The 24,583-nt window shown below is 68.1% G+C and carries 23 protein-coding genes; 6 read left to right on the top strand and 17 right to left on the bottom strand.

The annotated features are described in order from the left end of the window. Nucleotides 1-124 precede the first annotated feature (124 nt). The 3 genes from AB4089_RS11475 to rimP form a co-directional block, all read right to left on the bottom strand. Nucleotides 125-457 carry a YlxR family protein gene (locus tag AB4089_RS11475; protein ID WP_441409505.1) on the bottom strand — a complete coding sequence of 111 codons (333 nt, stop codon included), beginning with the start codon at nt 455-457 and terminating at the stop codon, nt 125-127. Nucleotides 458-725: 268 nt separating this feature from the next. Then, the gene (gene nusA / locus AB4089_RS11470; protein WP_390204455.1) at nt 726-1,706 is read right to left on the bottom strand and encodes a transcription termination factor NusA; all 981 of its coding nucleotides are present in this window, start codon (nt 1,704-1,706) and stop codon (nt 726-728) included. Further along, nucleotides 1,706-2,320, bottom strand: a complete 615-nt coding sequence (gene rimP / locus AB4089_RS11465; protein WP_441409403.1) for a ribosome maturation factor RimP — start codon at nt 2,318-2,320, stop codon at nt 1,706-1,708. The genes nusA and rimP overlap by 1 nt, the downstream gene beginning before the upstream one ends. A 106-nt stretch (nt 2,321-2,426) precedes the next feature. Here rimP and AB4089_RS11460 point away from each other — a divergent pair, with 106 nt between their 5' ends. The 3 genes from AB4089_RS11460 (at nt 2,427) to AB4089_RS11450 (ending at nt 5,715) form a co-directional block, all read left to right on the top strand. After that, nucleotides 2,427-3,665 carry a DUF4439 domain-containing protein gene (locus AB4089_RS11460; RefSeq protein WP_441409402.1) on the top strand — a complete coding sequence of 413 codons (1,239 nt, stop codon included), beginning with the start codon at nt 2,427-2,429 and terminating at the stop codon, nt 3,663-3,665. A gap of 142 nt (nt 3,666-3,807) precedes the next feature. Beyond that, nucleotides 3,808-4,536 carry a VIT1/CCC1 transporter family protein gene (locus AB4089_RS11455; RefSeq protein WP_441409401.1) on the top strand — a complete coding sequence of 243 codons (729 nt, stop codon included), beginning with the start codon at nt 3,808-3,810 and terminating at the stop codon, nt 4,534-4,536. A gap of 69 nt (nt 4,537-4,605) precedes the next feature. Next, nucleotides 4,606-5,715 carry an aminoglycoside phosphotransferase family protein gene (locus AB4089_RS11450; protein ID WP_441409400.1) on the top strand — a complete coding sequence of 370 codons (1,110 nt, stop codon included), beginning with the start codon at nt 4,606-4,608 and terminating at the stop codon, nt 5,713-5,715. Here AB4089_RS11450 and AB4089_RS11445 read toward each other — a convergent pair. The 11 genes from AB4089_RS11445 to dxr all read right to left on the bottom strand — a co-directional run bounded on the left by AB4089_RS11445 (nt 5,712) and on the right by dxr (nt 17,331). Beyond that, nucleotides 5,712-7,121, bottom strand: coding sequence for a pyridoxal phosphate-dependent decarboxylase family protein (locus tag AB4089_RS11445; protein WP_441409399.1), 1,410 nt, complete (start codon nt 7,119-7,121; stop codon nt 5,712-5,714). The two genes, AB4089_RS11450 and AB4089_RS11445, sit on opposite strands and share 4 nt — an antisense overlap. Nucleotides 7,122-7,176: 55 nt before the next feature. Continuing rightward, the gene (locus AB4089_RS11440) at nt 7,177-7,971 is read right to left on the bottom strand and encodes a sulfite exporter TauE/SafE family protein (protein WP_441409398.1); all 795 of its coding nucleotides are present in this window, start codon (nt 7,969-7,971) and stop codon (nt 7,177-7,179) included. A 19-nt stretch (nt 7,972-7,990) separates the two neighbouring features. Then, nucleotides 7,991-9,802 carry a proline--tRNA ligase gene (locus AB4089_RS11435; RefSeq protein WP_441409397.1) on the bottom strand — a complete coding sequence of 604 codons (1,812 nt, stop codon included), beginning with the start codon at nt 9,800-9,802 and terminating at the stop codon, nt 7,991-7,993. 438 nt (nt 9,803-10,240) lie between these two features. Beyond that, nucleotides 10,241-11,011 (bottom strand): hypothetical protein, encoded by a 771-nt coding sequence (locus AB4089_RS11430; protein ID WP_441409396.1) that lies wholly within the window; start codon nt 11,009-11,011, stop codon nt 10,241-10,243. Nucleotides 11,012-11,051: 40 nt separating this feature from the next. Beyond that, the gene (locus AB4089_RS11425; protein ID WP_441409395.1) at nt 11,052-11,939 is read right to left on the bottom strand and encodes a GNAT family N-acetyltransferase; all 888 of its coding nucleotides are present in this window, start codon (nt 11,937-11,939) and stop codon (nt 11,052-11,054) included. Next, nucleotides 11,902-13,068 (bottom strand): flavodoxin-dependent (E)-4-hydroxy-3-methylbut-2-enyl-diphosphate synthase, encoded by a 1,167-nt coding sequence (ispG, locus tag AB4089_RS11420; protein WP_441409394.1) that lies wholly within the window; start codon nt 13,066-13,068, stop codon nt 11,902-11,904. Before ispG ends, AB4089_RS11425 begins: the two co-directional genes overlap by 38 nt. A 48-nt stretch (nt 13,069-13,116) precedes the next feature. Beyond that, nucleotides 13,117-13,407: a YciI family protein gene (locus AB4089_RS11415; RefSeq protein WP_441409393.1), complete on the bottom strand. Its 291-nt coding sequence runs from the start codon at nt 13,405-13,407 to the stop codon at nt 13,117-13,119. A gap of 58 nt (nt 13,408-13,465) precedes the next feature. Continuing rightward, the gene (locus AB4089_RS11410; protein WP_441409392.1) at nt 13,466-13,975 is read right to left on the bottom strand and encodes a hypothetical protein; all 510 of its coding nucleotides are present in this window, start codon (nt 13,973-13,975) and stop codon (nt 13,466-13,468) included. After that, a complete protein-coding gene (locus AB4089_RS11405; RefSeq protein ID WP_441409391.1) occupies nt 13,972-14,670 on the bottom strand; it encodes a MarR family transcriptional regulator in 699 nt (232 codons plus the stop codon). The genes AB4089_RS11410 and AB4089_RS11405 overlap by 4 nt, the downstream gene beginning before the upstream one ends. Nucleotides 14,671-14,795: 125 nt before the next feature. Further along, on the bottom strand, nt 14,796-16,127 hold the full coding sequence (locus tag AB4089_RS11400; RefSeq protein WP_441409390.1) for a M50 family metallopeptidase: 1,332 nt from the start codon (nt 16,125-16,127) through the stop codon (nt 14,796-14,798). A gap of 19 nt (nt 16,128-16,146) precedes the next feature. Then, entirely contained in the window at nt 16,147-17,331 is a 1,185-nt protein-coding gene (dxr, locus tag AB4089_RS11395; RefSeq protein ID WP_441409389.1) for a 1-deoxy-D-xylulose-5-phosphate reductoisomerase, read from the bottom strand. Between the two features lie 55 nt (nt 17,332-17,386). Between dxr and AB4089_RS11390 the strand changes: the two genes are divergently transcribed. Then, the gene (locus AB4089_RS11390; protein ID WP_441409388.1) at nt 17,387-18,883 is read left to right on the top strand and encodes a lipase maturation factor family protein; all 1,497 of its coding nucleotides are present in this window, start codon (nt 17,387-17,389) and stop codon (nt 18,881-18,883) included. A gap of 75 nt (nt 18,884-18,958) precedes the next feature. On the opposite strand, the gene AB4089_RS11385 is transcribed toward AB4089_RS11390, so the two are convergent. The 3 genes from AB4089_RS11385 to AB4089_RS11375 are packed head-to-tail and all read right to left on the bottom strand — an operon-like array spanning nt 18,959 to nt 22,069. Next, nucleotides 18,959-20,491, bottom strand: coding sequence for a tripartite tricarboxylate transporter permease (locus AB4089_RS11385; protein WP_441409387.1), 1,533 nt, complete (start codon nt 20,489-20,491; stop codon nt 18,959-18,961). Then, complete coding sequence (locus AB4089_RS11380; protein WP_441409386.1) at nt 20,484-21,005, bottom strand: tripartite tricarboxylate transporter TctB family protein; 522 nt, start codon at nt 21,003-21,005, stop codon at nt 20,484-20,486. The genes AB4089_RS11385 and AB4089_RS11380 overlap by 8 nt, the downstream gene beginning before the upstream one ends. A gap of 2 nt (nt 21,006-21,007) precedes the next feature. After that, the gene (locus AB4089_RS11375) at nt 21,008-22,069 is read right to left on the bottom strand and encodes a Bug family tripartite tricarboxylate transporter substrate binding protein (RefSeq protein WP_441409385.1); all 1,062 of its coding nucleotides are present in this window, start codon (nt 22,067-22,069) and stop codon (nt 21,008-21,010) included. A gap of 172 nt (nt 22,070-22,241) precedes the next feature. On the opposite strand from AB4089_RS11375, the gene AB4089_RS11370 reads away from it, so the two are divergent. Beyond that, nucleotides 22,242-23,822 (top strand): ATP-binding protein, encoded by a 1,581-nt coding sequence (locus AB4089_RS11370; RefSeq protein ID WP_441409384.1) that lies wholly within the window; start codon nt 22,242-22,244, stop codon nt 23,820-23,822. Beyond that, entirely contained in the window at nt 23,819-24,535 is a 717-nt protein-coding gene (locus tag AB4089_RS11365; protein WP_441409383.1) for a response regulator, read from the top strand. Before AB4089_RS11370 ends, AB4089_RS11365 begins: the two co-directional genes overlap by 4 nt. Nucleotides 24,536-24,583: the final 48 nt, after the last annotated feature.

Below are 24,583 nucleotides of genomic sequence, written 5' to 3'. Positions count from 1 at the left end.
CAGGCACGAACCGTCTACTTCTTACTGCGGGCCTCCGCCGCGAATGCAGCTGAAAGGCCCATTGCAGAGCGCAACAAAGTTGTCATCGTTGCGCACTCATCGCTGGGAACTCATCGGGTTTCCATCAGTTTTCTGACCCGCTTTCAGGTTGGACGGTTGTTGCTGCGGCCACCGGGGTGCCCACGGCTTCCATGCCGGCAGTGATCCGGCGTTCCACGTCGGCTGTACCGGTAGCGCCATTGAGGGCGCGACCGAACGCTCGACGTTTGACCGCCAGTGCCAGGCACTTTTCGCTGGGGTGCAGCCATGCTCCCCGGCCAGCCATCCGGCGTCGTTCATCCACCACGACGGCGGACGAACCGCCGGCGCCGGCGACGAGCCGGAGTAACTCCGACCGCGATCCCTTTTGTCGGCATCCGATACAAGTGCGCTGCGGCTGATCCCCGAGGTGTTGCACATGTGCCACGTTCGAGTATCTTCCTGCCAGTTCAACTGCTTGGTGTATCACCGCGTCCCCGGCAAGCTGGAAAACCCAGACGCGCCAAAGACACACGGATACCGGCCGTTAGGCGCGGTCATGTCTATTCTAGCCCCTCCGGCGCCCGGGTCCCGAACCCGGGCGTGCCAGCCAGCCGGGACATCACGGCTGACCGGTGAGATGAAGCATGCACAGCGGGCGGCCACGGCGGCCCGCTGTGCATCTGCCGGCGCTTGCGCGCTCCGGGCTATTTGCCGCTGTTGACCGCGGCGTCGGAGACGATATCGATCCGCCACCCTGTGAGCTTGGCGGCGAGGCGGGCGTTCTGGCCCTCCTTGCCGATGGCCAGGGAAAGCTGGTAATCGGGAACGACCACACGTGCGGAGCGGGTCGCTTCGTCGGTGATGGTGACCGAATTCACGCGCGACGGCGAGAGGGCGCTGGCGATGAAGGTCGCGGGATCGTCGCTGAAGTCAACGATGTCGATCTTTTCGTCGTTCAGTTCGGTCATGACCGCCCGGACCCGCGAACCCATTTCGCCGATGCAGGCACCCTTGGCATTCACGCCGGGGGTGTTTGCCTTGACGGCGATCTTGGTCCGGTGGCCGGCTTCGCGGGCCAGTGCCACGATTTCGACGGAACGGTCCGCGATCTCGGGAACTTCCAGTTCGAAGAGCTTCCGGACGAGTCCGGGGTGGGAGCGGGACAGCGTGATGGACGGGCCCTTGGTGCCGCGGTGGACGTCGATCACGAAAGCGCGGAGCCGGTTGCCGTGGATGTACTTCTCACCGGGAACCTGCTCGGGCGGCGGCAGCAGCGCCTCCACCGTGCCCAGGTTCACCTGGATCATGTGCGGGTTGTTGCCCTGCTGGATGGTGCCGGCCACGAGCTCACCTTCGCGGCCCTTGAACTGGCCCAGCACGTTGTCATCCTCTGCGTCCCGGAGGCGCTGCAGGATGATCTGCCGCGCGGTGCTCGCAGCGATGCGTCCGAAGCCCGCGGGGGTGTCCTCGAATTCGCCGATCGGGGCGCCGTCGTCGTCGATCTCGGTGGCCCAGATGGTCACGTGGCCGCTCTTGCGGTCCAGCTCGGCGCGGGCCTTTTCGAAGGCGCCGGGGGTCTTGTGATAGGCCACCAGCAGTGCCTGCTCGATCGTGGGAATCAGGAGATCCAGCGGGATTTCACGCTCACGCTCCAGAAGTCTCAGCGCGCTCATGTCAATATCCATCAGGCCTCCTCAGAAGGTCCATTGTTTGCTTTTTCCAGACCGGCCTCTTCGAGGTGGCTGAACTCTATCTCGACTTTTCCGCTGCGGATCCTGTCGAAAGGAAGCTTGACGGGCTCGCCCTGCTTGGGCTTCATGCCCTTTTTGACCGCAATTTCCGGGACGAGGGTGACTCCCCCATCGTCCACGGACTGGACCCTGCCGGTGACGTTGTCGCCCTGGATCACGTTGACGTTGACCATCCGTCCGCGGGCGCGGTGCCAGTGCCGTTCCTCGGTCAGGGGGCGTCCGACGCCGGGGGACGAGACCTCGAGCTCATAGGGTCGGGCGTCCATGCTGGGATCGTTGTCCAGGGTGTCCGAAAGGGTCTTGGAGATCTCCGCGATGACGTCGAGCCCGACGCCGCCGGTTTCCTCCTGCGGCAGGTCCACCACTACGTGGACCACCCGGTTGGCGCCGGCGACATGGATGGATACGTCTTCCAGGTACAGCCGGTTCGCCAGCACGGCGGGTTCCAGGAGAGCATACAGGCGCTCGGCCTCGACGTTAACGGATGCGGCTTCAGCCTTCCCCGTCCCGGTCCGGTCTGTTGAAGTCGTGGCTTCTGCGTTGGTCATGATGCCGGCCGCCTCCCGCTAGATGATGTTGTGTGTACTAGCCTAGCGATTTTCCGGGCGACGTGGTGCACTTCAGTCCCGGGCCGGCATGACAACATGGTCTGTTGTGAACGACGACACCAGGGAACAGCGATGGCAGGATCACATTCCCCGGACGCTCCCCCGCTACGCGCTTTTGGCGTGCCTTGCCTTGGTGGTGGTGAGCCTGGGGGTGGCCCTGATGCCGGGCAGGCCCCCGGAACCCGCGCAACCGCCCTTTTCCGAACAGGCACGTGCCTCCGCGCTGGCTGAAACCCTGCAGCTGTTGGCCGCCGGCAGCCAGCTTGGCACTACTACTGAAGGCAATTCTGCGGACAATTCGGCCGACCAGTCAGGGAAATCGGACCGCTCGGCCGGTGCTGGGAACCCTGCCGTCGAACGGACTGTGACCTTGCTGACAACCCAGGCACACGCGCTGCTGGCACCGGGGGAAAACCTGCCCGATCCATCCGGCGCGGCGGCCACGGACTCCGGCCGGGCAACGCCATCGGCCGCCGAAACTCCCTCCGTCCCGCCGGCGTCGTCCACGGGCTCGACGGCGGAATCGACGACAGGCTCGTCGACCGCACCGTCCGCCGCACCCCTGCCCTCGACCCCCGCCGGGCTGGCAGCTGCCCTCGCACACAGCGGCACCCAGCGCCTCGCGGACGCTGCCTTGGCTGACGGCGGCATGGCCCGGCTGTTGGCCGCCGTCGGCACCGCTCAGCTGCTGCAGGCGTCCGCCCTCGCGGCCGGCACCGGAACCGCGGCGCCACCCGCCGACGCAGCCGTCCCGCAGTTGTCCGGCACTTGTCCGTCCGAATCGGCTGCCGGCCAGTCGGCCACAGACCAGTCCACCAAAGCCCAGTCACCAGCCGGGCAGTCCGCAGCGGCATCGGGTGTTGGGGATGCCCTGGCGGCGGTGGCCCGCACCGAGGCCCAGACCATCTACGGCTACCAGGTGGCGCTGCCCCGGCTGGGCGGGGACGCCGCGAAATCCGCGGCCGAGCAACTGGCGCGCCACGACGAGCTTCTCAGCGATGCGGAAATGCTCAGCCGGCTGCACTGCGCCGCCGTTCCGCCGCGCGAGGCCGGCTATGCGCTTGGCAAGGCCTTCCTGGCCTCCCCCGCGGCGGGCCTCGGCAGCCTGGAGGCCGCCGCCCTGCCCGCCTACGGCGACCTCGTGGCCCTCAGCGACGGCGAGACCCGGCAGTGGGCCATCGCGGCCCTGCTCGGATCGGGGAAGCGCGCCGTGCTGTGGGGCGCGGATCCCGGCGCCCTGCCAGGCTTGGACCGCGCGGCGTTGGAATCGCTGCCGGCCGGCTGACCCGGCAGGGTGAAGCAGCGGGCTGAAGCAGCAGGCTGATGTAGCGGCTGAAGCAGCGGGCCACACGCCGGGCAAGCCTCGGCTAATTTTGGTAAGCCTTGGAATACTGGCAGTGCTCCGGCCCGGGTGGTTTGCTGTAGGCATGGACACGATCGGCGACGCAGCACTGCATGAGAACGAGCCTCACAACAACGACATCGCGCAACGCCTCAATTGGCTCCGCGCCGGCGTCCTCGGTGCCAATGACGGCATCGTCTCCGTCGCCGCGATCGTCGTCGGCGTCGCCGGCGCCACATCCGATACCGGTCCAATCCTGCTCGCGGGCACCGCGGGGGTGGTGGGCGGCGCCATCTCAATGGCCTTGGGAGAATATGTCTCGGTCAGTAGCCAGAAGGACAGCCAGCACGCCCTGATCGAAAAGGAGCGCCGGGAACTGGCGGAACAGCCGGAGGAGGAGCTCGAGGAGCTCGCGGCGATCTACCAGGGCAAGGGCCTCAGCCCCGCGACGGCGCGCACGGTAGCCAAGGAACTCACGGCCCACGATGCCCTCGGCGCGCACCTCTCCGCCGAACTGAACATTGACGAGGCCGACATCGTCAGTCCGTGGCACGCGGCGTTCGCTTCGGCCATCGCGTTCCTCTGCGGGGCGGTACTGCCCATGCTGGCCATCCTGCTGCCGCCGGAAAGCATCAGGATCCCGCTGACCTTCGTGGCTGTGCTCGTGGCCTTGGCGGCCACAGGTGCCGTTGGCGCGTGGATTGGCGGCGGCTCGAAGCTGAAAGCCGCCGTCCGCGTGGTGATTGGCGGCGCGTTGGCGCTGGTGGGCACCTTCGCGATCGGCAGCGCGCTCGGCGCGAGCGGCATCGTCTAGGCCCGCCGGGCCCGGCGCCGGGCAGCCAATCCGGCGGCAAGAACTGCGCCAGCACCTACGATAGGTCCGGTGAGCCCCATTCAAGACGTTCCCATTCCACCCGATCTCTCCCGCCGCTACGGCCGGACACAGGACGGACGTGCCTGGCTGGCGTCACTTCCGGGACTTATCGGACAATTCCTCGATCAGTGGGCGCTGGTGACGGATTTGGAGCCGGGGGCCCTGCCCTGGAACGGTCACGGCGGCGTCGTCATCCCCGTGCGGCGCCGGGACGCGGATGGATCCCCCGATCACGGCAGCGCCGACGGCAACAGCAACGCCGCCGTACTGAAGGTGGCGTTTCCGCATGAGGAAGCCACCCGCGAGCACCACGCCCTGGCCCTGTGGGGAGGCCATGGCGCCGTGCGGCTGCTGGCCGCCGACGCCGGATCCTGCGCGATGCTCCTGGAGCGCCTCGACGCCTGCCGTTCGCTCCTGGATGTCCCCTTGGAGACGGCGGTGACGGTGTGGGGTGGCCTGGTCCGCCAGCTCAGCGTGGTCCCGGACGACCGCCCGCAGTGGCAGGAAATAGACCACGTGGCGGCCCGGGCCGAACAGTGGAGCGATGACTTCCCCGCAACGTGGGAACAGCTGGGGCGGCCGTTCCCGCGGTGGTTGCTCGAGGCGGCGCTGGAGGTCTGCCAGACCCGCGGCGCCGTGGGCAGGCGGTCAGGGAAGGACGTCCTGGTCCATGCGGACCTGCACTACCTGAACGTCCTGGCCCGGCCCGGCGTGCCGGAACCAGGAAACGGACAGGCGGCGGAACTGGAGTCGTACGCCGCGATCGATCCCCAGCCCTTGATCGGCGAGGCGGAGTTTGCCGTGGCCCCGCTGCTGTGGAACAGGCTCCGTGAATTGCCGCAGAGGGATCCCGGGCGCGCCCTGCTCGCCCGCTGCGCTGATTTCAGTGCGGCAGCCGGCCTCGACGCCGAGACTGCCCGGCAGTGGAGCCTGGCGCGGGAGGTGGAGAACGCCCTCTCCTATGCCTCGCTGCGTCATCACGAGGGCGATCTGGCCCGTTCCCTATGGGTGGCGAGCACGCTGGCAGGCCGGACACTTCCGGGGCTGCCCGCCCCGCAGGAGCTCCGGGCGCCCGGGGAAGCATACGGCGAAGTTCAATGGGACGCGGCAGGAGGCTAGCCCCGCGCTGCCGCCAGCGCGTCGCGGACGGCGTCGACGGCGACTCTGACGTCGGCGTCGTCCGTGCTCCAGTTGCTCACCGAAATCCGAAGGATGTCCCGGTCCTGCCAGCGTGAACCGGACATCCAGACCCGGCCGTCGCCGATGATCCGCTCCGTCACGGCCCGCGTCAGGGCATCGTCCCCGAACGCCAGGGACACCTGGGTGTAGTCGACGTCGTTGAGCACTTCGACGCCGTCCAGCGCCGCAAGCTGTTCGGCCAGCTGCGCGGCACGCTGCACCAGCGTCCGGACCTGGCTGGCGACGCCGTCGCGGCCCAGGGATTTCAGCGCCGCCCACACCGGCACGCCGCGTGCCCGCCGGGAGAGCTCGGGCACGCTCTCGAACGGGTCGCCGGCTCCGTCCGCGGCCTGGATCAGGTAGCTGGTGTGCAGCCCCATCGCGGACCGCAGGGCCTGGGCGTCACGAACCATCACGATCCCGCAGTCGTAGGGAACGTTGAGGGTCTTGTGCGCATCCGTCCCCCACGAATCGGCCAGCCCGAGTCCGGCGGTCAGGGCGGACAGTTCGGGCACAGCAGCTGCCCAGAGTCCGAACGCCCCGTCCACGTGCACCCAGGCGCCATGGGCCTTCGCGACGGCGATGGCCTCGACGAAGGGGTCGAAGGCGCCCGAATGCAGGTTGCCGGCCTGCAGGCACACGAGCAGTGGGACCGGGCTGCCCTCCCCCGCGCTGAGCGCGAGGTCCAGGGCACAATCCAGCTCGGCCGGAATGATGCGCCCCTGGCGGTCGGAGGGCACCAGGGCGGGACGTCCCAGGCCCAGATACCGCAGGCCAAGGTCGATGGTGTCGTGGCGTTCCCGTCCCACGAAGCAGCGGATCCGGGGCGCGCCGGCGAGTCCGTCGCCGTCGAGGTCCCACCCGGCATCGGCCATGAGCCGCCAGCGGGCGGCGGCGAGGCCGGTGAAGTTGGCCATGGTGGCGCCGGTGGCAAAACCAACGCCGGACTCTTCGGGAAGCCCAAGAAGCTCAAGGATCCAGTGGCCGGCGGCTTCCTCGATTGCGGCGGTCGCGGGCGTGGCGAAGCGCAGCCCCGCGTTCTGATCCCAGGCGCTGAGCAGCCAGTCCGCCGCCAGCGCTGCCGGCAGTGTCCCGCCGATGACCCAGCCGAAGAACCGTCCGGACGGCATGCCCATGAGTCCGGGCTCGGCCTTGGCCGCGAGGTAATCCACCACTTCGGCGGCCGGCATGCCGGTCTGGGGCAGCGGACCGCCGAAGTCGGCGGCCAACTCGGCGGCCGTGGCCTGCGGTCCGATGTGGCGTGTGCCCTGGCTCTCGAGCCACCGGCGTGCGTGCCGGGCGGCGGCTTCGAGGGCATCCCTGTAACGTTCCTCGCCTGCTGACATAGCTGCATGCTACGCCCGGCGCCAGCGGACCGGGAGCCCCTCGCAGAGCCGTTGATTAGGTGAAGTTGTCCTGCCAGACGTCGGAGCCGAGCTTGATGATCAGCGCGGCAACGACCACCAGGAAGACGATGCGGATGAAGCGGCTGCCCTGCCGGACGGCGGTCCGGGCACCGATGTAGCCGCCGGCCATGTTTGCCGCCCCCAGCAGCAGCCCCAGGCCCCACAGCACCGCGCCGTGGGGCGCGAAGAACAGCAGGGCGCCGGCGTTCGTCGCCACGTTCACGATCTTGGCCTTGGCGCTGGCCTCCAGGAAGGCGTAGCCCATGGCCGAGACGAGCGCGATGATCAGGAACGAGCCCGTTCCGGGTCCGATCAGCCCGTCATAGAAGCCGATCGCGCCACCGATCAGGCAGGCCACCACGTAGTGCCGGTGCCCTTCGTGGCGCAGTTTGGTCAGCTGGCCGACGCTGGGTTGGAAGGCGGTGAAGAGGGCGACGGCGATCAGTGCGGCCACGATGATTGGCTTGAAGACGCTCGCGGGCAGGTTGGCGGCCAGCACCGCACCGCCGTAGCTGCCCGCCATCGCGATCGCCGCCATGGGCAGGGCGGTGCGCAGATCGGGCCGGACGCGGCCGTAATACGTGACCGCGCTTGTGGTGGTGCCGAAGATGGACCCCATCTTGTTGGTGGCCAGCGCCTGCACCGGGCTGATGCCGGGCACCAGGAGCATGGCCGGGAGCTGGATGAGCCCGCCGCCGCCGACCACGGCGTCGACCCAGCCCGCCGCCAGACCAGCCAGAATGACCAGGACGACGGTGCCGAGCTGGATCGACTCGAGACCGGAAACCACTAGTGGGAACTGTGCAGCATCAGCCGTTGCGCACGGCGTTGACCACGTAGTCAACAGCCTTGTCAACGGCTACGTTCTCGGCGTCGCCGCTGCGGCGGTCCTTGATCTCCACGACGCCGTCCACGAGTCCGCGCCCGACGGCGAGGATGGTGGGGACGCCGACGAGTTCGGCGTCGCCGAACTTCACGCCGGGGGAAACCTTGGGGCGGTCGTCATAGATGACGTCGAGGCCGGCGGCTTCGAGCTCCAGGGACAGCTGCTCGGCGGCCGCGAAAATCTCCTCGCCGCGGCCCACTGCCACAACGTGGACGTCGGCCGGGGCGACGGCGCGCGGCCAGACCAGGCCCTTGTCGTCATGGTTGGACTCAGCCAGGGCAGCCACAGCGCGGGTAACGCCGACGCCGTAGGAACCCATGGTCACCACGACCTGCTTGCCGTTCTGGTCCAGGACCTTCAGGTCCAGGGCCGCGGCGTACTTCCGGCCCAGCTGGAAGATGTGGCCCATTTCGATGCCGCGGGCGGTTTCGAGCGGGCCGGAGCCGTCCGGTGCCTCATCGCCGGCGCGCACATCGGTGCACTCGATGACGCCGTCCCAGCCGAAGTCGCGTCCGGCGACGAGGCCGAACACGTGCTTGCCGGCCTCATTGGCGCCGGTGACCCAGGCGGAGCCGCTGACGACGCGGGGATCCACGAGGTAGAGCAGCTTCGCGGCGCCCTCGGTGCCCAGCAGCGGCGCGTCCAGTGACATGCCGGGGCCGAGGTAGCCCTTGACGATCAGGGGCTGCTTCTTCAGATCGTCGTCGTTGGCGGCTTCGAGCGTGATTTCGCCGGCGATCGGCAGGAAGGATCCAATGTTCGCTTCGACGCGCTTGAGGTCCACGCCGCGGTCGCCCGGGAGGCCGATCACGACGAGCTGGCGTTCACCGGTCGGCAGCGTCACGGCGAGCACGACGTTCTTGAGCGTGTCGGCGGCGGTCCAGGGGCCGCCGTCGGCCTCTGCCCGGGGAACCAGGACGTTGGCGGCGTCGACGAGGGTGTCGATGGTGGGAGTGTCCGGGGTGTCCCGGACATCGGCGGCCGGTGCGTTGCTGAAGTCGATGTCTGCGGGGACCACGGTGGTGACGGCCTCGACGTTGGCCGCGTAGCCGCCGGCGGAGCGCACGAACGTGTCCTCGCCGATCTCGGTGGGGTGCAGGAATTCCTCGCTCTTGGACCCGCCCATGGCGCCGGCGGTGGCAGCAACCGGAATAACTTCAAGGCCCAGGCGCTCGAAGATCTTCAGGTACGCGCCGCGGTGGGCGGCGTAGCTGGCGTCCAGTCCGGCGTCGTCGACGTCGAAGGAGTAGGAATCCTTCATGATGAATTCGCGGCCGCGCAGCAGGCCTGCCCGGGGGCGTGCCTCGTCGCGGTACTTGTTCTGGATCTGGTAGATGCTCAGCGGCAGGTCCTTGTACGAGGAGTACAGGTCCTTGACCAGCAGGGTAAACATTTCCTCGTGCGTGGGTGCCAGGAGGTAGTCGTTGCCCTTGCGGTCCTTGAGCCGGAAGATGCCCTCGCCGTATTCGGTCCAGCGGTTGGTGGCCTCGTAGGGCTCCTTGGGCAGCAGCGCCGGGAAGTGGACTTCCTGGGCTCCGATGGCGGTCATTTCCTCGCGGATGACCTGCTCCACCTTGCGCAGGACACTCAGTCCCAGCGGCAGCCAGGTGTAGATGCCCGGGGCGGCGCGGCGGATGTAGCCGGCGCGGACCAGGAGCCGGTGGCTGGCCACCTCGGCGTCGGCGGGATCTTCGCGCAGGGTGCGCAGGAACAGCTGGGAGAGTCGAAGGACCACAGGTGGGGTATCCGTTTCTGGGGAAGTGCGGGCAAAGCCTAAGAAAAGCGTCTAGATACTAATCTACCGTCCTGACGGCCCCCGCTTGCCCCGATGTCCTGCCGCGATGCACTGTTGCGTGGCCTGCCGCCGCAGCGCCCATGGCGCGGAAGAGGACAGGAAAGAGCCACGCCATAACTGATGGAAGCCCCTGGCCGTTTCCAGCTGGTCATCCCGTCATGGCGTGGCTCCCGTGGCCCCAGCACCCCCAGATCTCAGGCTGCGAGCTACTTGGTGTCGCCTCCAGGCGTCGCCTTCCCCGGAATTTTCGCCGGGGAATGCACGCTCCTTTGCGACACGGCTAGGTAGAACCTATGTGACACGGCGCCCGGAATCAAGAGTCTGCACCCGGTTAATTTCAGCAGTGTCGCTGTAGGACCGGTCCGGGCTCCGAGCGGCTTATTTCCCGACCAGCGCGGCGGCCTCGTCCAGCATCTTTCCCGCCCGGGTCACGGCCTCGGCCTCGCTGGCTCCCCCCGCGGCGACGACGGTGACGAGAACGCCGCCCTGGAGCACCTGCCCGGTGATCGCGGACTGCTTTCGGCCGTCCGCCAGGGCGGTGTCCGTCCGGTACGCGACGCCGCCCGGGGTGGTGCCGAGTCCGTCCAGCTTGGTCAGTTTCAGGTCCACTTTGGTCCCGCCGGTGGTGAACGACATGGCTGAGCATTTGTTGAGGACCTCGCCCTGGGCGATTCCCTGTTCAAGGACCTTGGAGTCGGCGCGGTAGGCCAGGGAGACCCCGGTGCTGGCGCCGGTCGCCGCGTCCTGGGACACGCCCGCCGCGACCGCCGTGCCTTCGCTCGACGCCGCCTGCCCGCCCAGGGCCAGCGGCGCGCACTCTGCAGGTTCCACCGAGATCGACGCCAGCATGGACTTTGCCTGGTCAATCGATTTCTGGAGATCGGCGCCCGACATCATGGTGAGCGACTTGCCCTGGGCGTCCTTCAACTGCGCCACGATGGCCGTCAGTTCCGCGCTCGTGTACGCCTTGGCCTGCGTCTGCGTGGGAGTCGGCGTGATTGCCTGGCTGGGCGCCGGGTTTCCAGCCTGGGTTTGCGCACTCTTGGCGGCGTCCGGCGAGCCGCCGGGGGTACCGCACGCGGACAGCCCCAGGGCGCCCCAGGCGAGTAGTGCCGAGGCACCGGCAATGCGCAGCGCTGACGTCTTCATGTTTCCCCCAAGAACTAGACCGGTCGCCGGCAGCTGCCCGCTAGAAGAGCACTGTAGCGAACGTGCCCACCTGGCGAAAGCCCACCCGTTCGTAGGTGGCCCGCGCCCTGGCGTTGAAGCCGTTGACGTACAGGCTGGTGACCGGCGCCAGCGTCTGTGCGAGGACGACGACGGCGGCCATGTAACCCGCGCTCAGTCCCTGCCCGCGGAACTCGGGATTCATCCAGACGCCCTGGACCTGGGTCACTTCCGGCGTGACGGCGCCCAGCTCGGCCTTGAAGACGACGTCGCCGTTAGCGTTCAGGTGCACGAGTGAATGGCCTTGGCGGATGAGGCTCTTGACGCGCCGGCTGTAGTATTCCCGGCCGCCAAGGTAGGGCGAATAGCCCACTTCTTCTTCGAACATGGCGGCGCACGCCGGCAGGATCTTGTCGAAGTCGGCCAGTTGGCCAAAGCCGAGTGCAGGCTCCGGCCGGACAGCGGGCGGGCCCGAGATTGTCAGCAGGGGCTGGTTGTCCCGGACTTCATGGGCGCCCTGGCCGAGCCGCTCCAAGGCCGAGTGGATGGCCAGGACAGGCTCGGCCGGCCCGAAGATCGAGGCGTAGCGGCGCCCGGAGCGGTGCGCGGCCATCGCGATGAGGCCGGCGAGGTCCGCGTCCAGCTCGATCGGCACCAGGTTGGCGCCGGCCCAGCAGGCGCCAAGGAGGGTGCCGCCGTCGAACGCGCCAAAGATGCTGGCGCCCCCGGCCGTGGGCGCCGCCGTGCCGGCGGCCTCCAGGTGCGAGAGGATGAAGACATTGGCGACGGCGTCCCGGTGAGCGAGCGCCAGCAGCGCTCCGGTGTCGGCGCCGCCCAGGGCCCTGACGACGACGCCGGGTGCGGCGTCGTCCCTACGAGACGCTAACCACGGGGCTACCCTTTGCAGCATCTTCGCCACCGGCGTCCCCCATCTCTTCAGCGATTCGCATGGCTTCTTCGATCAGTGTCTCAACAATCTGATCCTCGGGCACAGTTTTGATGACTTCGCCCCTGACGAAAATCTGGCCCTTGCCGTTACCTGAGGCAACGCCGAGGTCCGCTTCGCGGGCCTCGCCCGGGCCGTTCACGACGCAGCCCATGACGGCCACGCGCAGCGGGACCTCCATGCCTTCCAGGCCCGCGGTGACCTGCTCGGCAAGCGTGTAGACGTCCACCTGGGCGCGGCCGCAGGACGGGCACGAGACGATTTCCAGCTTGCGCGGGCGCAGGTTGAGCGACTGCAGGATCTGGTTGCCCACCTTGATTTCCTCGACCGGCGGGGCCGAGAGGGAGACCCGGATGGTGTCGCCGATCCCGCGGGAAAGCAGGGCGCCGAACGCCGTCGCGGACTTGATGGTGCCCTGGAAGGCCGGTCCGGCCTCGGTGACGCCAAGGTGCAACGGCCAGTCACCCTTTTCGGCCAGCATCTCGTAGGCGGCGACCATGATGACGGGGTCGTTGTGCTTGACGGAGATCTTGAAGTCGTGGAAGCCGTGTTCTTCAAACAGCGAGGCTTCCCAGACGGCGGATTCGACGAGGGCTTCCGGGGTGGCCTTGCCGTATTTCTTCATGATGCCCGGTTCCAGGGATCCTGCGTTGACGCCGATCCGGATCGAGGTGCCGTGGTCCTTTGCGGCCCGGGCGATTTCCTTGACCTGGTCATCGAACTTGCGGATGTTTCCCGGGTTCACGCGCACGGCCGCACAGCCGGCCTCGATCGCGGCGAAGACGTACTTCGGCTGGAAGTGGATGTCCGCGATCACCGGGATCTGGGACTTCTTGGCGATGATCGGCAGGGCCTCGGCGTCATCGGCGGACGGGCAGGCGACGCGCACGATGTCGCAGCCGGAGGCCGTGAGTTCGGCGATCTGCTGCAACGTGGCGTTGATGTCCGTGGTCGGCGTCGTGGTCATCGACTGGACGCTGATGGGCGAGTCGGAGCCTACGCCCACGGAACCCACCTTGATCTGGCGCGTCTTCCGGCGGGGGGCAAGGACGGGGGGCGGTGCTGACGGCATTCCCAGGCTGACCGAGGTCACGTGGACTCCCTTTTAGTAGCGATGTAAAGAAGGTGTGGGCGGAAGGGGCTAGGCGTGCTCGGCCAGGAGACCGGTCAGCGGAGCCCACACCGTGGTGCGCGTGCCCGAGATGGCACCGGCGGCCGCGAAGGGGTCCTGCCGCAACAGGTCGTTCAAGGCCGACTCGTCGGCCGCCTTGAAGATGAGCAGTGCACCTGCACCGTCGCCGTAGGGGCCGCTTGCCAGCAGGGCGCCCTCGCGGGCAAGTCCCGCCGTCCATTCACGGTGTGCCGGTCGGCTGGCATCGCGGACCTCGGAAGATTCGGCGTCGTACACGTACTCCACAGCAAAAACAGTCATACGGATACACTATCGCCCTGTTTGCCCGGTTCCCATCCGGGGACGCCCGGGCACGCTGTCAGCCGAAGACGAGGACCTTGGTTACGGCCGCCACGCCGGCTGCCCACAGCATGGATGTGAGGGTCCCGATGATGAACCGCTCGGCGGCGACCGGAGTCTCCTTCAACTCGGCAAACCGGCCCAGGCCCTTGATGGCCACGACGTAGGCGATGGCGACGGGCTGGCCGGCGAGGATGGCCAGGCACACCGCGAACCGTTCCAGGATGCCGATGATGGCGCCGCCGCGCAGGATCCGGGCGCTGCTGACGGTGTCGGCAGGCCCGGCCGCGTCAGGCGCCGGGACAGCGTCCGGGGCAGGCTCCTGGCCGGCCCGTGTTTCGGGGTCAGTGGTGGAGTCGGCGGAGGGGTCCTCGGCCGTGTCCGCGCCGGAAGCGCTGCCCCTGCCGCCGGCCCTGCCGTCAAGGGTGCGGTCGTCGATGGTGCGGGCGAGGCGGAACACCCCGGCGGTGACCGGCCAGCCGGCGAAGCCTGCTATCAGCAGGGCCAGCGTGATCCAGAGGGCGTTCACGTGTCTCCTTCTGTCATGCCGGTCATCAGGCTGTCCGCGAGGGCCAGCAGCATTTCCGCCGCCGGCCTCGCCCCCCATTCTTCCTGCCAGCCGGAGCGCATGACCGCGCGGCTCACCGATTGCTCGGTGATTCCAAGTTTCTGGGCCGCAATTTTTTGGGTCCCGTGAGTGCCGTTGGTGCCGTGCCGCACCGAGCGCAGCACATCCACCACCTTCCATTGCGCCGCTGTCCGGTCCTGGACCAGCCGGCCAATCAATCGAAGCACCGCCTCTGCATTGGCGCAGGCGGCCGACGCACGGGACCTGGCCGCGCCGTTCGCGGCCGCTGCGGCACCTGCCCTGCGGGCGGCCCCGCCGGCCACCACGGCGAGCGGCACGTGGGCAGCCGCCCCCTTGGCCCGGTCGACGGCGGCGCGGGCTGCCACGAAGGCCGGTCCGGAGCCTTCCCGCGGGCTGGCGGGCAACGGCAGATCCACCTCCCCCACGCCGATCCCGACGTACCAGCGGCCGCTGCGCAGGGCGTGAAGTGCGATGTCCACAACCTCGTCGGCCCGTTCCACGACCCCCTGGACCTCGTCGCCGACCGAACGCTCAAAGCGCCCGCTGGTGGAGAGGCTCCCGAGTTCCTTCAGGAGGTCCGGGACGCGGTCGACGTCGCCGGTGCTGCCCCGCTGGTCGATAGTCATGACGTACATGACCCCAGCCTAGGGAGGTGATTCTAAATAATCAATCATTTTCAACTGATTATTCTAAATCAGCCGAAATAAGCTTATGTATGGAAATCATCCGAATTCGGCTGGAGCGGCCTGCGTGGAGGCCGCTACCCGAAGAGGTTGACCGGCTTGACGATGTCCGCGTAGATCAGCAGCGCCCCCATGCCCATCAAGAGCACCGCCACCACGTAGGTCACCGGGAGCAGCTTGGCGATGTCGAAGGCGCCCGGATCCGGGCGGCCGAACAGCTTGGCGATCTGGCGGCGGGCCCCCTCGTACAGCGCGCCCGCCACGTGCCCGCCGTCGAGCGGCAGCAGCGGAATGAGGTTGAAGACGGCCAGGGCGAAGTTCAGCCCGGCCAGCAAACCGATCAGGGCGGCGAAGCGGGACTGCAGCGGGACCTGCTCCATGGCGGCGACCTCGCCGGCCACGCGGCCCACGCCCACCACGCTGATGGGGCCGTTGGGGTCCCGGGGTTCCTCGCTGAAGGCCGCCTTGGCCACCCCGGCCACGCGAGCGGGCAGGTTGACCACAACGCCGGCCACCTGCGCGATGTTCTCCCCCGCCATCGGCAGCACGGACGATGCCGGCTGCTGCACCAGCGCCGTCTGGGCGCCGATGCCCAGGAAGCCGACGTCCTGGTACTGGAGGCTTCCGTCGGCGGCCTTGGCCTGCCGGCCGTCGGCGCCGACCACCGGCCGGGACGAGAGCACGGGCGTGACCGTGGTGTTGACCGTGGCGCCGCCGCGCTCCACGGTGATGCTGACCTGCCTGCCCGCCGAGGCGCGGATCCAGCCGGTGAGTTCGTCCCAGCTGGTGACGGCCTTGCCGTCGAAGGAGGTGACGGTGTCATTCGGTTTCAGCCCCGCGGCCGCGGCGGGCGTGAGCTTGCAGTCCGCCGAGTCCGGGTCCACGGTCTCGCCGGCCTTGACCTGGCACTTGGAGACATCGGCGATAGTGGTGGTTTGGCTGGCGGTCCCGAACCCCATCAAGAGCACCGCGGTCAACACGACGCCGATCAGCAGGTTCATCACGGGCCCGCCGAGCATGATGATGACCTTCTTCCAGACCGGCAGCCGGTAGAAGACCCGGTTTTCGTCGCCGGGGCCGATTTCCTCGTGGGCCAGGGAGCGGGCATCGGTTGCCAGCGACTGGAACATGCCGGTGCTGGACGGGCGGACGGTGCCGTCTTCCTTGTTCGGCGGGTACATCCCGATCATGGACACGTAGCCGCCCAACGGGATGGCTTTGAGGCCGTATTCGGTCTCGCCCCGCTTCCTGGACCAGACAGTGGGTCCGAAACCGATCATGTACTTGGTGACGCGGACTTTGAACAGCTTGGCCGGCAACAGGTGGCCGACTTCGTGCAGGGCAATGGACACGGCGATGCCGATCGCCACGAAGACGACACCGAGGATAAAGAGGAGGACGGGGCTCATGTGCGTGATCTGCTGCTTCCTAGACGCTTCTGACGGCTAAACGTTCGTGGGTGCGGGCACGTGCCCATCTTTCAGCATCCAATACGGACTCCACCGTCAGCCCGGAGGATCCTGTGTGTTCGCTGAGCACGGCGTCGATCGTGTCCACAATGTCGGTGAAGCGGATCTGCCCCGCGTGGAAGGCCATCACCGCTTCCTCGTTGGCGGCGTTGAACACGGCCGGGAAGGTGCTGCCCTGCCGGGCGGCGGCCTTGGCGAGGGCGACGGCGGGGAAGGCGACACCGTCCAGCGGCTCGAATGTCCAGCTGGTGGCCTTGCTCCAGTCGCACGCGCTCGCGGACCCGGGGACCCGGTCCGGCCAGCCGAGGCCCAGGGCAATGGGCAGGCGCATGTCCGGCGGCGAGGCCTGGGCGATCGTGGAGCCGTCGACGAACTGGACCATGGAGTGCACCACGGACTGAGGGTGGACCACAACGTCGATCTTCTCCAGGGGGATGTCGAAGAGCAGGTGCGCCTCGATCACCTCCAGGCCCTTGTTGACCAGGCTGGCGGAGTTGGTGGTGACCATGAGGCCCATGTCCCATGTGGGGTGCGCGAGGGCGTCCTGCGGCGAGACGTCATGCAGCTCCTCGCGGGTCTTGCCGCGGAACGGGCCGCCGGATGCCGTCAGGACCAGCCGGTCCACTTCGGCGGCGGAGCCGGAGCGCAGGCATTGGGCAATGGCCGAATGCTCAGAATCCACGGGGACGATCTGCCCCTCGCGCGCCGCGGCCTTGACCAGGGCGCCGCCGACGATCAGGGATTCCTTGTTCGCCAGTGCCAGTGTGGCTCCGGATTTGAGGGCAGCCAGTGTGGGGGCCAGGCCGATGGAGCCGGTGATTCCGTTGAGGACGACGTCGGCGCTGATTTCCGCGATCCGTGTGGAGGCGTCCGGGCCGGTGATGATCTCGGGACGGTAGCCCGTCACGGAAGCCGCGCGGGCGGCGTCGTCGATCATGTCCCGAAGGGCGGTGGCCTCCCCGGAGGCGGCGCCGACGGCCCAGGCGCGGGTGTGCACGGCCTGCCGGGCCAGGAGCTCGAGGTTGCCGCCGCCGGCGCTGAGCGCCACGACCTCAAACAGGTGCGGGGCGCCGTCGACGACGTCAATCGCCTGTGTGCCGATGGAACCGGTGGACCCGAGGAGGACGATTTTGCGCGGCTGCATGGTTCAAGTATCCCGCACGGCGACGGCGACTTAGTTGAGGCGTAACGTGGAAAACGTGGAGTGGACCGCGTGGTTCGACGCGCCAGAGTACGAGTTCGCCCGGCAGGTGCTGCAGCGCGGCACTGCCACCCTCTACTTCGTGGCCTTCCTCTCCTCGCTCAACCAGTTCCCTGCCCTCCTCGGCGAGCGCGGCCTGTTGCCCGTGCCGGTCTATCTCGAGGGCTTCAACCGGCTGGGCCGGCCCAGCCTGTTCCGCTGGCGCTACTCGGACCGGTTGCTGCGGACGGTCTGCTGGAGTGGCATGGCGATTGCCGCCACGCTCGTTGCCGGGCTCCCCCAGCTCGGCCCGCCGTGGGTTCCGCTGCTCGCGTTCCTGGCCCTGTGGCTGCTGTACATGTCGATCGTGAACGTGGGGCAGACTTTTTACAGCTTCGGCTGGGAGATTCTGCTCCTGGAGGCCGGGTTCACTGTGGGGTTCCTCGGCTCAGACCAGATTCCCCCGCCCCGGACCATCCTGATCCTGCTGGCCTGGCTGGTGTTCCGGCTGGAGTTCGGCGCGGGCCTGATCAAGATCCGGGGCGGCTCCGAGTGGCGGGATCTGACGGCCCTGTACTACCACCACGAAACCCAGCCGATGCCGGGGCCGCTGAGCCGTCAGGCCCATCTGCTGCCCAAGGCATGGCACCGGCTGGAGGTCCTGGGCAACCACTTCGCCCAACTCGTGGTCCCGTTCTTCCTCTTTGCCCCGCAGCCGCTGGCCAGCGCCGCCGCCGGGATCATCATCTTTACGCAGTTGTGGCTGGTGGCGAGCGGCAATTTCGCCTGGCTGAACTGGATGGCGATCATCCTGGCCTTCGCGGCGGTCAGCGATCCCGTGGCGCACGCCGTGGTGCCGGCACTTCCGCTTGACTGGCACGCCGCGTCCGCAGGAGCGGGATCAGGCGCCGGATCCGGCGCCGCGTCGGGTGTCGGAAGCCAGGCGCCGGTCCCTTGGCTCGTGGTGGTCACGGTCGCCACCGTGTTCCTGGTGGTGCTGAGCTACCGGCCGATCGAGAACCTCTTCTCCCACCATCAACTGATGAACGCCTCGTTCAACCGCTGGCAGCTGGTGAACACCTACGGCGCGTTCGGCACCGTCACGAAGCGGCGGATCGAGATTGTGGTGGCGGGGACCCTCGAGGAGGAACCAGGGGACGACGCCGAGTGGCGGGAGTACGGCTTCAAGGGCAAGCCGGGAGACATCCGGCGCCTCCCGCGCCAGTTCGCCCCGTACCACCTGCGGCTGGACTGGCTGATGTGGTTCCTGCCGCTGCGGACTGTGCACGAAGAGTGGTTCTATGCGTTCCTGGCCAAGCTGTTGGAGGCGGACCGGCCCATGCTGCGCCTGCTGCGCTACGACCCGTTCGACGGCGAACGGCCCCGCTGGGTGCGTGCCAGCAGCTATCTCTACCGGTTCACCACCCGGGCCGAATTCCGTGCGACGGGCCAACGCTGGAACCGGACCCTGCTGTACGTCGCCATCCCGCCGTCGAGGCTGCCGCCGGAGCGCTGAGACGCGTTTGCCGCACATGGCCGGAATGGGGTTGCCATTCCGGCCATGTGCGGTAAATCAGTGACACCCGCAGGCTTAGACGGACACCTCTTCCTTCGCCGGTGCGGCCTCCAGCGTTGCCTGGCGGCGGCGCAGCCACCACGAGGCAACGAAGATCAGCGCCATGGAGATGTACACCACTAAGGCGAACGGCGAGCCGAACAGGGCCGTGGGGTCGTTCTGCGACAGCTGCAGCGAGCGCCGCAGCTGCACCTCGAACATCGGGCCCAGGATCATCGCCACCACCATGGGCGCCACGGGGTAGCCGTAGCGGCGCATGAAGTAGCCCAGGATGCCCACCACCAGCAGGATGCCGACGTCGCTCGGGGAGAAGTTCACCGAGAACGCGCCCAGGGCGGCGAACACCAGGATGCCTGCGTAGAGGTAGGGCCGGGGGATCTGCAGGATTTTTACCCACAGGCCCACGAGCGGGAGGTTCAGCACCAGCAGCATGAGGTTGCCGACATACAGCGAGGCGATCAGGGTCCAGACCAGTGCCCCCTGGTTTTCGAACAGGAGCGGTCCGGGCTGGATCTGGTAGCGCTGGAACGCCGTGAGCATCATGGCCGCCGTCGCCGTCGTCGGGATGCCGAGGGTCAGCAGCGGCACCAGGACCCCGGCGGCCGCGGCGTTGTTCGCGGCCTCCGGTCCGGCGACGCCTTCGATCGCGCCCTTGCCGAACTGGGCCTTGTTGGCGCCCCTGGCCAGCTTCCGCTCGGCCGCGTAGGACAGGAACGTGGAGACGTCCGCGCCGCCTGCCGGGACGGTGCCGATCGGGAACCCGATGAAGGTTCCGCGCAGCCATGGCTTCCAGGACCGCTGCCAGTCCTCCTTGGACAACCAGGCGTTCTTGCCCTTGCTGACCGGGATGAGCTCCACGGGGCCGTGCCGCAGCTTGGACGCGACGTACAGCGCCTCCCCGAGGGCAAAGAGGCCCACGGCCACGAGGACCATGTCGATGCCGTCCACCAGGGTGGGGTTGTCGAACGTGAAGCGCTGCTGGGCGGTGCTGTCATCGATGCCGATCAGGCCGATGAACAGTCCGAGAGCAAGGGAGGCCAGGCCGCGCAGGACGGAGGCGCCCAACAGCGCACCGACGGTCAGGAAGGCCACCACCATGAGGGCGACATAGTCCACCGGACCGAGGCCGACGGCGAAGTCGGCCACGACGGGCGCCAGGAAGGTCAGCAGGACCGTGGCGATGGTCCCGGCGATGAAGGAGCCGATCGCCGCCGTCGCGAGGGCCGCCGCTCCCCTGCCGGCCTTGGCCATCTTGTTTCCCTCCAGCGCCGTGACGATCGAGGAGGACTCGCCGGGCGTGTTCAGCAGGATGGAGGTTGTGGAACCGCCGTACATGCCGCCGTAGTAGATCCCGGCGAACACGATCAGCGCGGCGGCAGGATCCAGGGCGTAGGTGATGGGCATGAGCAGCGCCACGGTCATGGCAGGGCCAATGCCGGGGAGCACGCCGACGGCGGTGCCGACGAAGACCCCGCCCAGGGCGTAGAGCAGGTAGACCGGCTGCAGCGCGGTGCTGAACCCTTCGAGCAGGAGCATGAAGCTATCCATGGAAGAAGGGCACCCCCTCGAGCAGCGGCCCCGGCGGCAGGGATACGCCCAGCAGCCCGCCGAAGACGTACTGCAGCACCAGCGCCAGGACGATGGAAATGATGATGGCCTTCCAGAGGGGTTTGGCGTCCAGGGACCAGGCGGCACCGCTGAAGAGCACGGCGGCGGCCACCGGCCAGCCGGCCGGTTCGATCAGGAAGATGTGCAGCACCACGAAGCCCACGAGTTTGGCCAGGGCCACCCAATCGGTCTTGGCCGTCACGTCGAGGTCTTCGCTGTCCTCGGCCTGGCCGACTTTGCCGCGGAGGACCTGCAGGACCACCCCGGCGCCGCACAGCACCAGCATGCCGCACACGATGTAGGGGAAGGCGCGCGGGCCGATGCCGGTCTCCGACGGCGGGACCGGAATGGATCCCGCCGTCAGCAGCCCCGCGCCGCCCACGCTGACGAACACGAGGGCGAAGAGGATCTCGCCCGTGGGCCGTTTGGCGGGCGTTGTTGCTTGTACGGACATTGTTACTTGACCAGGCCGATCTGGGTCAGCGTGGTCTTGACCTTGGCGATGTCCTCGGTCAGGAAGGCCTTGAAGCCGTCGCCGGCCAGGAAGGCGTCGTCCCAGTTGTTCTTGGTCAGGGTGGACTTCCAGGCCTCGGACGCGTGCAGCTTGGTGACGACGTCGGTCAGCTTCGCGCGCTGGGCGTCGTCGATGGAGCCGGGGGCCACCACGCCGCGCCAGTTGGTCAGCACGACGTCGATCCCCTGGTCCTTGAGAGGCTTGACGCCGGGCAGCGCCGGGGCCTCGGCCTTGCCGGAGACGGCGAGCGCCCGGACCTTGCCGGCCTTGACCTGCTCGGCGTACTCGCCCACGCCGGAGATGCCGGCCTGGACCTTGTTGCCGAGCAGCGCCGCGATGGATTCGCCGCCGCCGGAGTAGCCGATGTAGTTCAGCTTGTCCGCCCCCACGCCCTGGGATTTCAGGATCTGCCCGGCCAGGATGTGGTCCGCACCGCCGGCCGAGCCGCCGGTGATGGCCACCCCCTTGCCATTGGCTTTGATGTCTGCCACGAGGTCGGCGACGGACTGGTATTTCGACGACGCCGGCACTACCAGGACCAGCGGTTCTTCGGTGAGCCGTGCGATCGGGGTGGTGTCTTCGAGCCGGGTCTTGGCGCCATTGGTCTCGACTGCGCCGACCATGACGTAGCCCATCACCATGAGGGTGTTGACGTCCTTCTCGGTGGCAAGCTTGGCGAGCCCGTTGGTTCCGCCGCCACCGCCGATGTTGGTGACCTGGGCGGAGGAGACCAGCTTGTTGGTCTGCAGGTCCTGCTGGATGGCGCGTCCGGTCTGGTCCCAGCCGCCGCCCGGGTTGGCGGGGACGATGATGCTGAGCTTCTTGATCGGGTCGGCGCCCGCGGCCGTGCCGGCAGCCGTGCCGGTTCCGCTTCCAGCGCAGGCGGACATGGCCAGGACGACTCCGGCGGCACCGGCGATGAGGGCGGCGCGGCGGGTGTAGGCGGACCGCGTGAAAGTGGACTGCGTGAGAGTGGACTGCGTGAGAGTGGACTGGCCAGACATGGTTTCTCCTTGGGCGAATGTGATGCACATCATTGGAATCACGTCACTGACCCTAGGAGCGCCCGGCGAAGGGCAACAGAATTTGGCCTTAGAGGTAGTAGTGGTCATATTGGTCACGGCCGCGGCCGTCTTTTTGGCGGGCGGACGCCGCTACCGATGGGAAACTTGTGACATGTTTCACAGGATTCCCCTACGGTTCCAGCTGGTCGCATTGCAGCTGGGCATCGTGCTGGCTGTCCTCACGGTGGTGGGAGCCGTGACCATCCGGATGCAGGAACAACAGCTCCGGGATGCGTACAAGGGCCGGCTGATCGGCGTCGCCGAAAGTGTCGCCCAGCTGCCCTCGGTCATCAACGCGTTCGGAACGCCCTCGCCGGCCCAGACCATCCAGCCGATCGCGGAAGTCATCCGGCAGGCCTCCAATGTCACCTACGTGGTGGTGACGGACCGGCACGGGGTGCGGCAGTCGCACCCCAATCCGGCGGAAATCGGCCGGCCGGTCTCCACCGATCCCTCCGTTCCCCTGTCCGGCGAGATCTACGTCGGCACCCAGACCGGAACCCTCGGCGAGTCCTGGCGGGTCAAGGTCCCCATCTTCGACCGGACCGGCACCGTGATCGGCTCCGCCTCCGTGGGGGTGCTGGAGAGCACGCTGGCCGCCGACCTCCATGACGACATGCCACAGCTGTTCGCCTGGCTGCTCGGGGCCGCGCTCCTGAGCTCGCTGGGCGCGATGTACGTCTCGAAACTGGTCTGGCGGCGGATCTACAAGCTTGAGCCCGAGGACATCGCTGCCCTGCTGGAAACGCGCGACGCCATGCTCCACGGCCTGGGCGAAGGGCTCGTGGCGGTGGACGCCGACGGCAGGATCGCGCTGGTCAACGACGAGGCCCGGCGCCTCCTCGGACTGTCAGCGGATATCACCGGGACCCCCGCCGCGGCAAGCCTGGAGCCGGCGGTCCACCGCCTGCTCTCGGCCGGGTCCGCCACGGAGGAACTGGTGCTCTCGGGAGAGCGGATCCTGCTGGGCAAGGTCAATGCCGCCACGGTCGACGACCGCGAAGTCGGCAAGGTGCTGATCCTGCGCGACCGCACGGAACTGCACACCGTCCTGCGTGACCGCGACGGCGCCGTGGACGTAACCCAGGCCCTCCGCGCCCAGGCGCACGAGTTCGCCAACAAACTGCACGTTATTTCCGGACTGCTGGAGCTCGGGAAGCAGGACAAGGCCATTGAATACCTTGGCCGCAGCCACAACGACGCCGTCTTCGCGAACCGGCCGCTGGCGCCCGGAATCACCGACCACGGGGTCCAGGCCCTGCTGATAGCCAAGTCCACAGTCTGCGCCGAGCGCGGCATCGACATTGTGGTCAGCCCGGATTCGGTGTGCTCCGCCGATGACTCGGGCGACGTCATCACGGTCCTGGGCAACCTGATCGACAACGCCGTGGACGCCGCGGGCTTCGACAGCACCGTGGCCATCCGGCTCGGCGAGAGCGCCGACGGCGAGCGGACCATCGTGGTGGAGGACGACGGGCCCGGCGTCCCCGTTGCGGAACGCGCTAAAGTGTTCGAGCCCGGTGTGACCAGCAAGGAGGCCGAGGGGATCAACAGCCGCGGGTTTGGGCTGGCCCTGGTCCAGCGGGTTGCCCTCCGGCGCAGAGGCCGGGCCGCGGTATCCTCATCGGCATTGGGCGGAGCCTGCTTCTTGGTGGTGCTCAGGACAAAAGAGGCGGAACTACAGAAGCAATGAGCGCCATACGCACCCTCATCATCGACGATGACGTAGCAGTGGCCGGGATCCATCACGGGTTCCTGCTGGCACGCGGCGGATTCGACGTCGTGGCCATGGCCCACACCGGGCAGCAGGGCATCGATCTGGCCGCCGAGCTGGCGCCGGAGCTGGTGCTGCTGGACATTCATTTGCCGGACATGTCCGGCCTGGATGTCCTGCAGCGGCTGCGCGGGCACCGGCGGCCTGTGGATGTCCTGGTCATTACGGCGTCCCGGGAACTCGATACGGTCCGTGGCGCGATGGCCGGCGGGGTGCTTCACTACCTGGTCAAGCCCTTTTCCTCGCAGGCGTTGAACGAACGGCTGGACGAGTACGTCATGCTGCGGGACGAACTGGCCTCGGGCTCCGCCGGGCCGCTGGACCAGGCCAGCATCGACCGTCTGGTGGCTCCCTCCCGCCGGTCCGCGCCGGCAGAGCCGGCCCAACCGCCGGGCCAGGCTGCGCTGCGGCTGCCCAAGGGACTCTCCCGTCCCACCCTGGACGCGGTCATCGAGGCGCTGAAGGCCAGCGCCGAGGACGTATCCGCCGCCGGCCTGGCGCTGCAACTGGGCCTGTCCCGGGTCAGCGCCCGCCGCTACCTTGAGTACCTCGTGGTTCACGGCCATGCCCGGCTGACGCCCCGCTACGGAGCGGCGGGCCGGCCGGAGAACCGCTACCTCTGGCGCCGCTGAGATTGCGGAGCCAAGGATCCAGGCGTTGGGCGCCGAGGGTTAGGAGCC

The organism is Arthrobacter sp. 2MCAF15 (assembly GCF_052115605.1).
Lineage (GTDB): Bacteria > Actinomycetota > Actinomycetes > Actinomycetales > Micrococcaceae > Arthrobacter.
The sequence above is the reverse complement of the archived record's forward strand: the minus strand, read 5'-3'. Positions and strand labels throughout refer to the sequence as shown.